This is a genomic window from Aquiflexum gelatinilyticum (assembly GCF_024813435.1).
Taxonomy (GTDB): domain Bacteria; phylum Bacteroidota; class Bacteroidia; order Cytophagales; family Cyclobacteriaceae; genus Cognataquiflexum; species Cognataquiflexum gelatinilyticum.
The window spans coordinates 190,271-204,232 of record NZ_JANAEZ010000005.1 but is presented as its reverse complement, the minus strand read 5'-3'; the positions used below and the strand labels follow the sequence as shown (position 1 = coordinate 204,232).

Genomic DNA, 13,962 nt, shown 5'->3' with positions numbered 1-13,962 from the left:
GACTTCAGTCGATTTTTTTTAGAGTTCCCTTTTGCCTTAATCTCAACAAAACCCAGATTTTATCCTTAGAGTGGTAGGGAAGCATTAATTTGTGGCATATAATTCAACATAAAAAAAGCCTCCAAAATCAAACAATGACCTTGGAGGCTGAATTTTAAATCAAAGGATTAAGCTTACTTTTTCAAGAACTTAAAGACCTGTTGGTAGCCGTTGGTATTAACCAAGAGAACATGAGTTCCAGGTTTTAACCTAAGGTTAGCAATCTCCAAGACCAAAGATCCGTTTTCAGAATCATACTCTTGGTTCAACAATTGAACACCTTTCATGTCAAAGATCGTGATTTCAACACGCTCAATTCCCATATTTGAAAGTTCAAGGTTGATTTTGTCTTCAACAGGATTTGGATAAATCTTGTTAACACCCAAACCATCCCTCTGTTGTGGACCTTTTTCTATCACAGAATCATTTTCTTTAGACTCACTGTAGGTACCGCTTTCATCTTGGTTTCCGTTGATCCTAAATGAACCACTTATGATAGAAAAATTAATGGTCTTGATAGCACCCGCCGTTCCTCCTCTGTTTGAAGAAGAATAGGCTCGAGCAGTGAGCGTATAGTTCCCAACAGGTAATGTCCGTCCATTGTAATTTCCATTGTTATCTCCAAAAAGAGCATATGGTGCTACATTTTCAGTCACAGATCGGTTTACAGGACCAGATAGGGTCATGAAGACACTACCTACAACTGACGGGAAGGTATTCGCTCTGATATTCAGACTTAGCCCTTGAGTTTGGCTTTGACTTATCTGAAGACCGTCAGTGATTGTCAATATATCAGAATCTGTTCCGGCATTGATCAAAGTAAAGCTTACAATGCTTAAAGGAGGATTATTTTCCGTTACTGTCACTAAGGTTATGGCTGTAAAGCCTCCATCTTGAGTTGTAGCAGTTATGATAGTCTCTCCAGGGTTTAATGCAGAAACCAATCCACTGTTACTCACTGATGCCACTCCAGGGTCAGAAGTCGACCAATTAACTGTTTTATTGGTAGCATTTGCAGGCAATACCGTGGCAGTAATTTGAAGTGTATTTCCTACTACAAGAGAGGAAGTTGAAGGAGTAGTTGTTATTCCTGTTACAGCCACAGGAGCCGATACAATTGAGAATTGAACTGAAGATAATATTCCAGCTGTACCATTTCTGTTGGTTCCTGAATATGCTTGTGAAGTCAATGTGTAGTTTCCTAAAGGAAGCGTTCGTCCATTAAAATCACCATTTGAGTCCCCAAACAATGCGTAAGGAGCCACATTTTCAGTTGTTGAACGATTTACTGGTCCTGAAAGAGTCATAAATACACTTCCAACAACAGCAGGGTTAGTATTAGCCCTAATATTTAGACTAAGGCCTTGAACCTGACTCTGACTGATCTGAAGCCCATCCGTAATTGTAAGGATATCTGTGTCAGTTCCTGCGTTGATTAGTGTAAAGCTTACAATGCTCAATGGAGGAATTGCTGTACCATTACATTTACCCGGGACTGGCTGAAAACCAATTGTTCCTAGCGCGTTATCTGTACCATCAGTTAAGAAAGGTTCGAAAGTGATAGCACCAGTAACCAAATCGTCCACAACCGCAAAATCAGCTGAACCAAACCAGTTACAGTTGGCAGCAATGTTTCCGTCAGTAATTACCGCGATAGCATCAATTTCCAAAGCCGATCCTGCACTTGACCTCAACAAGCTGTTTTCCGTTATGCTGATTGAATTGTATGGATCCGAAGTCCCTGCTCCACCGCTTTGGAGGTATATGCTTCTGTTGGAACTGCTGACTTTATTGTTACTGATCATAAAATTGCTATGAGAGCCTGTCGGCGGATTCGTGCCTGCCTGAGTCCTGATTCCTATTACAACATTTGAAATCTCATTTGACAACAAGTTAATTCCAGAATATTCTCCGTTGCCTAATGTGATAATGCCATCATAAGCTCCACCGAAAGTATTTTCCGAAACAGAAACATTGCTTACAGAACGGTTGCTTGCAGATAGTTGAAGTGAATACCTGGCTTTGTTAAATGTACCGTCAGAATTGTCAAACAACGGGCTAACTATCCCAAGATCGACAGTATTTCCACTGATTACTACATCCCGAGATCCATCGATATTCATGCCCCTGCGACCATTGAAAGAGGCATTGGAATGTAAAATCGTGTTGTTACTGATTGTTAAACCTGTAATGTTGAACAGAGCAATAGCTGTTGCATCCGCAAATTGGATATCAGTGATACGGTTATTGCTCACAGTCCAATTTTCAGCCCCAATTGATGTTGTAACTGCTCCTGAAGCAAAACCATATACTATGGTCTGTTGACCCGTATTACCTTCTGCAATATTGTTGGATAGAGTAACATCACTCCAAGGACCAGCACCACCTGCCGCAAATGCAGCTCCTGCACCTGTAACATTAAATCCATCTATGTTGATACCGCTGCTTTGTAAAGAGAATGTTCCATTCAAGATGGATTCTGCAACTCTTGTCCCCGTGTTTGGATTGATACCAAAATTCGATCCGCGGATAAAAATTGATTTGTTTACCAATACATTTTCAACATAAGTGCCAGCATCTGCTTTCACCAAGTTTCCGGCAACTGCAGCATCAACCCCGGCTTGAATTGTGCCATGGCTGCTGAGCAAAGTTGTCTCTGTAACATCTGAATAAACGCGTACCGGTGCAACACCACCACACGCATTTGCAACTGGCTGAAAGCCCAAAATTGAAGGCTCATTATCAGTACCATTTGTCAGGAATGGAACAAAATTCACAGTTCCGCTTATAAGGTTGTTAACTTCGGCAAAATCAACAGATCCAAACCAATTACAGGTTGCATTAAGTTCTCCAGAAATTGCACCATTGTAAATTGCTTTTCCTCCTAAAAGACCTGTTATGCTGTTTTCTGTAATTGTAATATCCTTTCCAGAAATATTTTCACCATCACGAACAGCAATTCCAGTATACCCACCTGTTATGGTGTTATTCTTTACCAACACTGTTCCAGTAAAACTAGAGCCATAAAGTCGGATAGCACCTCTTCCAACCTCTTGGGAAATATTGTTGGCATTGTTAATTGAATTATTCTGGACTATTGCATCTCCGATTTCATTTGCCAACTGAATTCCAGTATTTCCTGTGCCATCAATTGCGTTCCCTGAAATGGTAACCGAAGGAATCGATCCTGATGAAATCGCAGAGTAGTTGATATTATTGAAAACGTTGTCTGTAATTGTAGCAGACAAAGATCCTCCTAATAATTGCAACGCACTTGTTGTTGGTGTGGCATTAATGTCTTGGAATAAGTTGTTACTGATTAAAACATTTTTCCAAGAAGTTCCTTGCCCATAGTAAATTGCATTCGCATTTTGAACAAGATTATTTGTAAAACTCACATCGCAGTTGCTAGGTCCGTTTCCAATGTCATTACCATCATGCAAAGGACTTCCCAATTCAAATAAGAATCCATCGACACTTACATTGGTGGTTGTGTTCAAACAAGTTACCTGAAAAGCCCTACTTGTACTAGAAGATCCTTGAACAATTGATTCCGGACCACGAGCGCTTGTATTCGGGTCAATACCATAGTTGGCACCCCTGATTTCAAGATCTTTTGTAACTATGACATTTTCAACATATGTCCCTGCATCGACCCTCACAACATTACCAGTCACCGCCGCATTTACACCTTCCTGGATTGTTCCATGGCTGCTTAATAAAGTAGTTTCTGTTCCATCAGAATAAACACGGACAGGGGCTATCCCGTTACACGCGTTCGGAACAGGCTGAAAACCAATAACAGATGGTACATTATCTGTACCGTTGGTCAAGAAAGGAACAAAATTAATCGCACCTGAAACCAAGGCATCGACACTTTCGAAATCACTAGATCCATACCAGTTACATGTTCCTGAAACAGGGCCATCGGTTACATTGAGATCAGTATCGACAGTAAAAGAACCTCCTATAAATGAATTTTCAGATACCGAAATATTTGTAAAAGATACTGGGCCTGTTCCTGCGCCTGAATGGAGATTTCTAAGCCAAACTGCAAAATCTGAAGCATCTACCAAATTACCGTTAATTGTAATATTGGCCATATTGGTCCCGTTTGCAACAGGAACTGCTCCGCCTGAGTTGAATGTGAAGGCCCTAAATACATCAGACACATCATTGTTTTCAATCAGGACACCAGAAAGATTTCTTTGACTCAATCCCACAACTGCGGAATATGTCCTAGTAAAGCTGTTGCCGCTGATGGTAATGTTTGAAACTGCCCTATCACTCATGGAAATCTGAATTCCAAATGGTGCATTGGTTAAAGCACTAGGGGCAATATCTCCCATATCAATAGTATTTCCTGAAACCGTCACATTGATACTGCCATCAAGGTTAATTCCACGACGGCCGGTAAAGGAACTATTTGCATGTTCTATAATATTTCCATTTAAAATAAGTCCATCAATATTAAATAATGCCAAAGCAGTTGCATTCGCTGATTGAATGTCAACAATTCGATTATTGCTTACCTCCCAATTTTGAGCTCCAATTGATGTTGTTACAGCACCGGAGGCAAAACCATATACGATAGTTTGCTGACCTGTATTGGCCTCAGCAACGTTGTTAGTCAAAGAAACATTGCTCCAAGGACCTGCGCCTCCCGCTGCAAATGCGGCACCTGCTCCCGTTACAGTAAATCCATCTATGTTGATTCCACTGCTTTGCAAGGAGAATGTTCCATTCAAGATGGATTCTGCAACTCTTGTCCCCGTGTTTGGATTGATTCCAAAATTAGCGCCCTTAAACCCAAGAGGTTTGTTAACAATTAAGTTTTGAGAATATGTCCCTTCCTGTACATTGATTATATCATTAGTGGCGCCATAATCTATAGCACTTTGAATACTATTATTGACAGCATTTAGGACATATTGATTTCCGGGAACATAATATACCAATCCATTTCTACCACTTCTATTTCGATGGTACATAGTACTCTCTATTCCAAAAAGTGTTGCTAGCGACAATGCACTAAAAGCTGTCCCATTATAAGTTCCTGCACTGATATCCAGTCTGAAATCTGTCGAAACATTAGAAAGATTTACAAATGTACTTATAAGGGTCTTGAACTCATTGGCTTCAAAAGTATAAGAACCTGTAGTAGGTGTTGTTCCTCCAAATGAAAGGAAGGATCCACTATTTTGGAAAATGTTTCCTGATAAGGTTATACCAGAACCCATGTCATCAATGTTGATGGCGGTTCTACAATTTTCAAAAACGTTATCATCAATATTGATCAAACTTAACGGACCGTTAAGAAAAATACCGGAATTCCAAGTTTTGTGTCCACTAAAAAGTCCTCCAGAAACATCTCCTGTAAATTTATTGTTTCTAATATCCTTTACTCCAGCTCCATTTGATATTTCTATACCTCTTACAGTACTTCCAGTAGTACTACCAAATCGTTCAAGGATATTGTTTTGAAATATTACTTCTGCACTTCCCCCTAAGGAAATCGGCGTTACAGTATTTGTTTGGAATATGTGAAAGCCATCTATCGTAACAGTATTCGAGCCAAGGATATTAATGTTTCCATCAGAAATAATAGATTCAATAACCCTGGTACCTGTATTTGGATTTACACCAACATTCGCACCTTGAAGAATAATATTTTTTGAAATAGATATGGTCTCCGAATAGGTACCCGGGAAGACAACCAAAACATTACCATCTGATGCTAAATCAACCGCACCTTGAATTGTTTCACTAAACCCAACAAGTGGAAGAGATAAAGTTTCGTCGGAATAAATCAAAACCAAATTTGCAATAGTACCATTGGACCCAAAATCTTTCTCTATATCCTTTCCTATTGAAGGAGGAGGGATTAAAATTAGAGCTAATATGAAAAAAAACACCCATGTCCGAAATGAACAAATGTTTTCTTTTAAGGTATAAATAAAATTCATATTTAATCAGTTATATGGTTTGAACAAAATTTAAATAATAAATTAAAATTTTAATTTAAAAAGGTGTGACCTAAAAATCCTTTCAAATTAATTCAATATTACTTTTATGAGGAATTGAAATAACCTATCGGTTTTCTGTAAGAATAAAATGTAGAGTAACCGACGAGCTCGAAATAGGCTTCTAAATTATTTGATTTTTTATATTTTTTCATGTAATAAGATATTAGATTTTTTGTTTTGTGTATTTTTTATTGATATATTATAATTAGTTGATTTTTAAAAAAGAATTATTTATAGCGTTAATTTTTTAATATTTTATTATTCAACGAACTTCAATATCATTAATTAGTATTTATTAAACAAATTTTTGTATTTAAAAAAATTAATAATAACAATATATTAACACCATAAAATTAAACACATTCTAAAATGGTCACTAATTGACACTAATCTATGTTTATTCAGAAAGTTATAAACAATACTATTTCGTTAAAAATAATTTTTAATTACCTATTCTTATATATTTTTTACTTTTAATTATTTTTTATATGTTTTTTTCAATAATAAGATTTCGTCAATTAAAAAAAATTATCATTTATAATATAATTTTAGATTTCAACCTCTTCTTACTAATTTCCTTTTTCAAAAAATAGGATTCCTGTTTTTATTCTTCTGAAAAAAATTGAATGCTTTTGAATATCAAAGCTTATTAAAGTCAAAGAATAAGGCTGATACAATAAATCAAAAAAAAAATCTCAACCTAATTGGTTGAGACCTTAAAATTAAATATTGTCGGGGTGACAGGATTTGAACCTGCGACCACACGCCCCCCAGACGTGTACGCTACCGGACTGCGCCACACCCCGATTTGGATTCGAAAATAGTATTTTCCTGAATAATTCTAAAATACAAGTGGATTTTGTTACTTTTTATCCTAATGAAAAAAAAACAACTATAAAAAAACCTTTTTTTAATCAATTAAGCTCAAAATCAACTTTGAATATGACTTTAATCAGGTTAAGGTTTTTTACATCCTTGTACATTAGAGTAATAAAATAAACCTAAAAATCATGAAAAAGCGAGAACCTGTAAAGGAAATAATGACCAAGGATGTATATACAGTTCAGGAGCATGAAAAACTATCCAAGGTTGTAGAGATGTTTAGAAAACATAAAATTCGACATATACCTGTGCTGTCCGGAAAAAAAATTAGCGGAATCATCAGCCGAACTGATATCAATAGGTTGACCTTTGGTGCATTATTCGAAAACCAGGAAGGAGCTGACGAAGCTGTTTTAGAAATCCTTAGTATCAATCAGGTTATGACAGCCAAACCAAAAGTCGTTTCAGAAGAGGATTCAATAAAAGATATTGCTGAAATCTTTGCAAATGAGGAATTTCACGCTTTACCTGTAGTGGCGGGAGATGAACTGAAAGGAATTGTAACCACAACGGATGTGATACAATACCTGCTTGACCAATACTAAGATTTGGATTGTCTAGAATCAGAATCGCTAAAACGTGAAAATTTTGGTACCATCGATGTACTTTGACAAGTTTTGCAAATTACAGATTTTGGATTTGTTTTAATCGCTTGATTTATAGCTTCTTGACCATTATTAAATGGTCCTAAATATATCCTTTCTTGGAATGTTGGTATTTTCGAACATTCACGATGGTGTATTTCGAACTCTCCTTCTTTGTTGGCGATTGCGGATAAATAGTAAAATTTCATTAAGTAAAATTTAAATTCAGTCAAATTTAAAAATTTAAGCACCTTTAAAAAATAACCTAATCAGGGTATTTTTTAAGTATTCAAGCTAAAAAACATACTATTATTTAAAAGATTAACAATCAAATTCTTTTCATTTAATCCTTTTGATTTCCAATTGCCTCATTGGCATTGAATCAATAGTCCTAAAAATATAATCCCAATCAGGTTCTCCTTTTTTGTTCAATTTAATTCCCCCATCCAATCCAATCAAAATCCAATTACCCTCAGCTATTGAAGAAGTAAGTTTTTCCCTTAAGGCATTCAAATAATTTTTATCAAACGAAACAGCGGTATTGGATTGGATATGCTCAGGAATTGATAAAAAAATAATTTTCCTTTCAGAAAGTTCATCTTCCAAAGATTTAAGGTCAAATTGAGGGTAATGGTGCTTTGCGGGAAAATAGATTACAATGCGGTTTTTCCATCTCAAATCTTCAAGGGTTAGATTTTCTTTTTCTCCCAAAATGAATGACATCAAAATTACAATTGACCAAAACATGAATCAAAAACCAAGAAAAGAATGTTTTGTTCAGATGTAACTTACCTAATTTTTAGCAGAAGCCAAATGGATTGGAGCTGGTTTTTTCCCCTTCTTTAATTCGATCACAGTGATCTCCGGCCATATACCTACCCTTCCGGCAAAAGCATGAAAACCAAAACCCCTATTGACATATAAGTATCTTCCGGCTTCTTCTGCCAATCCGGCCCAATTGGGATATCGGTATTGGACAGGGCTCCATTTGACCAATTGGGTTTCAATACCAAACTGCATACCGTGGGTATGTCCTGAAAGTGTCAGATGAACAGGATTAGGATTGTTTTTGACTTGGGCATCCCAATGGGATGGATCGTGGGAAAGCAAAATTTTGAAATCCCCGTTTTCAGTTCCTTTCAATGATTTTTGCAAATCGCCTTTTTCTTTGAATCCAACTCCCCAATTTTCAACTCCTGCAATTACGATAGATTGCCCGTCTTTTTGTATCCTGATATTTTCATCCAAGAGCAAATCAAAACCTAGCTTTGCATGCTGTCCCTTCAATTTTTCAAAGTTTTCTTTTTTTGCTTCAGGGCTTGGCCATGAGGAATAATCCCCGTAGTCGTGGTTTCCCAAGATTGAAAACTGACCATATTTTGCCTTTATTTTTGAAAATTCTTTAATCAGTGGTTCAATTTCATCTGCCCTATGGTTGACCAGATCACCTGTAAAAACAAAAAGATCAGATTTTTGGTCCAATACCATCTGAACCCCACTTGCCACGGCTTTGTGGTCCTTTAAGCTTCCAGAATGGATGTCAGAAATCTGCGTAATGGTAAAGCCATCAAAGGCTTCAGGCAAATCTTCAAAGTATAAGACTTCCCTGTGAACTTTGAAATTGTATTTACCATACTTGATCCCATAAACAAAGCTAAAGAGGGGCACAGAAGCGACTGTCAAGGCCAAAATACTCACCCAAACTGTTCTAGATGGAAAGGAATAACCTTTGGCACCATTCATTGCAAAAACCGTAATGGCTTGAATATTTCTAAAGATATCTTCTCCAAAAAGGACTAAAACAATGACTAGCTGAGTAACTATCAAGGTGAGAAAAACACTGGATAGGGTCTGTGCCGAGGATGCAAATTCTCCCGTTGAAAAAACCTGAACAGATTTAAATACTAGCCAAGTCAATAAGCTCAACATAAATGCCCAATAGGACCATTTAATCATTTGTTGGATGCGAATTAGCTCGATTCCCATGCTGACGGTTCTGATAGCCTGAAACACATACCAACTCAAAAAGAGTATAAAGATGATTAAGATGGAGAAAAATATTATTGATCCGGATTGACTCATTTCTTTGAAGTTTTACAATCCTGTATACATAATAAGATTGGATTTTGTTCATTTTGGTCAAGATAAACTATTGAAAAAAGGTATGTCTTGGAAAAGATTGAACTTATACCTTGTAAAAAATCATCTTCTGATCAACACAAATTGAGGAATACGAATTAATGAAATCCAGTGTGTTTCCTAGTTAAAAAAAATCAAACAACCTTAATCACCACATCAGTGGTCAAATGAGACTGAGAGGCGCCGCCGTAATTCCCTACAACCGGCGATGCAAACTTTGGGTCATAGCTGATTGCCAAAGGAATATATCGGCTATCTGCCAATAATCCCAAACTTGGATCCAAACCAATCCAAGAAGCTCCGGGAAGAAATACTTCAACCCAAGCATGAAGCTCGTGTCCAGCGTCCAATTCAGGGTTGAAAGCATAGCCGCTGACAAACCTGCAGGCTAATCCGATACTTCTCAGCATGGACATCAGCATCCATGATAAATCACGGCAAGAACCAATTTTACTTTCAAAAACCTCCCCCAAAGGCATAATACCCTCCTCATGACGGATGATATGTTCCCAATTGGAATGGATTTTGGCCAAAAGCAAAACTAAAAAACCTACAAGACCATCTGATTCTTTCATCATACTTTTGAGGAATTCATCCAATCCGGGCAGTTTTTCTCCCTCAATATATATCCTTAAATAGTCTCTGACTTCCTCAGGATAAGAAAAGGTCTCAAATGGAAAGACGGGTTGCGGTTGGATGATAAATCCGTAGGGATTAAACTCCCCAACTTCTATTTCAAAATCACTTTTGATTTCCAAAAAATCCGATTCACCTGTAAACCAAGCTTGAAAGTAGGGGTTGTTCTCAAAATTGATCCTTTCATGAAACCCAAGAGGAGTGGGAAAAACAGTCCAATTTGAGTTTAAAACTTTGAAATAAAAACGTTGTAAAGGAATCAGATAAAATTCGTGGATGTTAAGCTGTACTTTCTGATCGTAAGTATATCTTGTTGAATGTCTGATTCTTAATTTCATTTCTTTAAATTCATACTATTTCAAACTCCCGAAAAGCTTTTTGCAAAACTTCCGCCGGTAATACCTTTATCGCTTCCTTTAACCGGTTATTCCAAAAAGCAGAAATATGTTCAAGTTCTTTTTGCTCAAACCTTTTTTCAATAGTATGATAGGTGTCATTTTCCAAAATCACAGTATCAATCGGGTAATCTACATCATTGGCTGAAATCCTTGTGGCATCAAATGCAAGGAAAGCACATTTCAAAGCATAATCCAAAGATTCTTCATAACTCAAGGATCTTCTCAAAACAGGATTGCCTGCACCTGTATTTCCTATGATGACAAAAGGCGTGCCCCTTCTGATTTCTATCCAATTTCCTTGTGGATAAAGCAGGTATAGCTTTGGCACTTTATCATGCTCCAATTGGCCTCCAATAATTGAAAATAAATTGAATTTAAGTCCTGATTCTTCTAGATATTCTTTATCCTCTTTTGCAACAATTTTTACCTGATTTCCAAATTCATTGACGGCTTTATAAAGCTTGGTAAAGTTGGCATCTTGGTCTTCAATGACTTCAGAAAAATAGGTGATTGCCTTGTCCCTTACAGACCGCAAACCCGAAGTCATGATAAAAAAGGAATGTTTCTCTCTATTTACCGTAAAGACTTTTTTGGAAGTAGTAGTTTCGTTTCCTGAAGTGATGCGGGTGTCAGATAGGCCAATCAGGCCGTTTTTTGTTTTTATTCCTAGGCAAAAGGTCATTCCTGAATCTGTGTTTGATTGATAAAGTTATCCTTAATTTGGAAGAAGTTGGTATTTATTTTATTTGAAACATCATTTATTTTTATTTGGAGTTGGTCAAGGTATTCGTGAAGACCCATGTTTATGATTTCTTCCACATCGGTAAATTCCAGGTTTGATCTCAATTCCCCGATGGCTTTTTCTGCAGAATTCTTGTAACCGCTATCCGCCAGACCGGAAATTTTGTGAAGACAACTCTCTGCCTCTCTGATGCAATAAAAAACAGACCTTGGAAAATACTTATTCAAAATAAGAAACTCAACCACTTTGGCTGGCTCAATATTTCCGTACATCCTTCTATAGGTATTAAAAGCTGTTACTGACTTTAACAAAGCCGTCCAATGAAGGAAATCCAATGGACTACCTACCAAACTCGGTGCTGGTAGCAAAATATGATATTTGACATCTACAATCCTGCTGGTCTTATCTGCCCGTTCCAAAAACAGCCCCAATTGCCTAAAATACCAGCCTTCTGTCCTTGCCACAGTACTGTCAGCAAGCCCATAAAGCAGAAGCACTTGATTTTTTACACTTTCAAAAAAAGCCCTGGGGTCTTCTTTGTTCCAGTCTTTTTTATCAGCCCTTTTCAAAACAAAATGATACAATTCATTTAGATTTTCCCAAGTTTCCTTGGTTAGGTTTTCACGGATTACCCTTGCATTTTCTCTGGCATAAGAGATAGAAGAAATGATCGAGTTTGGATTATCTGAATCAAATGTCAGAAAATGGATAACATCCTTTCTTTCAAAGTTTTTATGCTTGGTTTTATAGATTTCATTGTCGCCTGTGGTGATGACCAAGGGTTCCCACTGCTCTTTCAAGTCAGGTGGAAGGTCAAGCATCAGGTTGAAATTCACATCAATAAACCTGGAATAATTTTCGGCCCTTTCGAGGTATCTCCCCAGCCAATATATCGAACTTGCAACTCTACTTAGCATAGTATTTTAATTATATAAAACCCAAGTATCTTTACTTCCCCCGCCTTGGGAGCTGTTAACTACCAATGACCCTTTTTTCAATGCCACCCTCGTCAGCGCTCCGGGTATCACTTCGATTTCTTGTCCATACAAAATATAAGGTCTCAAATCCACGTGCCTTCCTTCCAATCCATTGTCAGTCAAAGTTGGTACTGTGGATAAGGATAAGGTGGGCTGCGCGATATAATTGGTCGGATTGTTTTTGACAAGGTTCCTGAATTTGGCATGTTCTTCTTTGGTGGCTTTGGGACCTATCAGCATGCCGTAACCTCCTGCAGCATTGGTTTCTTTTACGACAAGGTCTTCAATATTGTCCAATACATATTTTCTATCCTGTTCTTCTCTGCAGAGGTAGGTAGGTACATTTTCCAAAATCGGATCTTCACCAAGGTAATATTTGATCAATCTCGGAACATAGGCATAGACAGCTTTGTCATCCGCCACCCCTGTTCCAGGCGCATTGGCGAGCGCAATATTTCCAGCCTTATAGGCTTCAAATATCCCCGGTATGCCCAGCATAGAATGTGGGTTGAAGGTCAAGGGGTCTAGGAATGTGTCATCAATCCTTCTGTACAAAACATCAATCTGCTCCAATCCCTTGGTAGTCTGCATAAAGACTTTCTTGCCTTTGGTGATCAAATCCACACCCGAAACCAACTCCACTCCCATCTGCAAAGCAAGATAGGAATGCTCAAAATACGCAGAATTATAAATCCCCGGAGTCAAAACCCCGACAACAGGCTTTTCTTTATTGGAAATGAATTGAAGCATTTTCAAAAGCTTGACCGGATAATCCGAAACAGGCATCACACCCAATTTATTGAATAGGTCGGGATAAGCGCGCTTGATGATTTCACGGCTCTCGAGCATGTAGGACACACCCGACGGACAGCGGAGATTATCCTCTAGAATAAAATAGTTTCCGTCATTGTTCCGGACCAAGTCTGTTCCCGTGATGTGGCACCAAATTCCTTTGGGAGGTGTAAGTCCTTCACAGGGTTTGAGGTAATCCTTGCTGCCAAGAATAAGGTCTTCCGGTACAATTTTGTCCTTCAGTACTTTTCTGTCATTATAAATATCCTGCAAAAAAAGGTTGAGTGTATGGATCCGCTGCTTCAGTCCTGCTTCGATTTTCTTCCATTCCTGATGCGCGATAATCCTTGGGATAATATCTAGGTGAAGGATTTTTTCCATCCCCTGATTATCATGGTAGACATTGAAAGTCATCCCCATCGCTACCTGAGTCTTATTGGCAGAGTATTGAAGATGGGACATCCTTTTTGAAGTGGTTTTTCCCAAAAGTTTGAGAAATTCCTGATAATGGGGCCTCACCTGACCCTCTTTGGCAAACATTTCATCAAAATTATCCCCAACTTGGTATTGATTCGTCTCCATATGGCCTGTTTTTTGGATTTAAAAATGATATGGCTTGAATATAGCGGATTTTGAAAAACAAACAAAAACTTGGACTCTGATTCATCAAATTGATAAAATTAATATCTGATCATTAAGAAATTATTAAAAATAAAAAAGCCTTGAACTGATTTTCAATTCAAGGCA

8 protein-coding genes and 1 tRNA gene are annotated in these 13,962 nt (G+C 37.6%); 1 reads left to right on the top strand and 8 read right to left on the bottom strand.

Features of this window, described 5'->3' with window-relative positions; genetic code table 11:
* Positions 1-173: 173 nt before the first annotated feature.
* Positions 174-5,852, bottom strand: coding sequence for a right-handed parallel beta-helix repeat-containing protein (locus tag NK987_RS12920; protein ID WP_259264181.1), 5,679 nt, complete (start codon positions 5,850-5,852; stop codon positions 174-176).
* Positions 5,853-6,797: 945 nt separating this feature from the next.
* A tRNA-Pro gene (locus NK987_RS12915) sits at positions 6,798-6,871 on the bottom strand.
* Positions 6,872-7,075: 204 nt separating this feature from the next.
* Between NK987_RS12915 and NK987_RS12910 the strand changes: the two genes are divergently transcribed.
* Positions 7,076-7,492, top strand: coding sequence for a CBS domain-containing protein (locus NK987_RS12910; protein ID WP_259264180.1), 417 nt, complete (start codon positions 7,076-7,078; stop codon positions 7,490-7,492).
* Between the two features lie 378 nt (positions 7,493-7,870).
* On the opposite strand, the gene NK987_RS12905 is transcribed toward NK987_RS12910, so the two are convergent.
* The 6 genes from NK987_RS12905 to NK987_RS12880 form a co-directional block, all read right to left on the bottom strand.
* A complete protein-coding gene (locus NK987_RS12905; RefSeq protein WP_259264179.1) occupies positions 7,871-8,254 on the bottom strand; it encodes a DUF4174 domain-containing protein in 384 nt (127 codons plus the stop codon).
* Positions 8,255-8,323: 69 nt separating this feature from the next.
* Entirely contained in the window at positions 8,324-9,613 is a 1,290-nt protein-coding gene (locus NK987_RS12900) for a metallophosphoesterase (protein ID WP_258423218.1), read from the bottom strand.
* Between the two features lie 191 nt (positions 9,614-9,804).
* A complete protein-coding gene (locus NK987_RS12895) occupies positions 9,805-10,644 on the bottom strand; it encodes a transglutaminase family protein (protein WP_259264178.1) in 840 nt (279 codons plus the stop codon).
* 10 nt (positions 10,645-10,654) lie between these two features.
* A complete protein-coding gene (locus NK987_RS12890; protein ID WP_258423220.1) occupies positions 10,655-11,386 on the bottom strand; it encodes a proteasome-type protease in 732 nt (243 codons plus the stop codon).
* Positions 11,383-12,363 carry an alpha-E domain-containing protein gene (locus NK987_RS12885; RefSeq protein WP_258423221.1) on the bottom strand — a complete coding sequence of 327 codons (981 nt, stop codon included), beginning with the start codon at positions 12,361-12,363 and terminating at the stop codon, positions 11,383-11,385. The genes NK987_RS12890 and NK987_RS12885 overlap by 4 nt, the downstream gene beginning before the upstream one ends.
* Before the next feature lie 6 nt (positions 12,364-12,369).
* Positions 12,370-13,797, bottom strand: a complete 1,428-nt coding sequence (locus NK987_RS12880; protein ID WP_259264177.1) for a circularly permuted type 2 ATP-grasp protein — start codon at positions 13,795-13,797, stop codon at positions 12,370-12,372.
* Positions 13,798-13,962 lie beyond the last annotated feature (165 nt).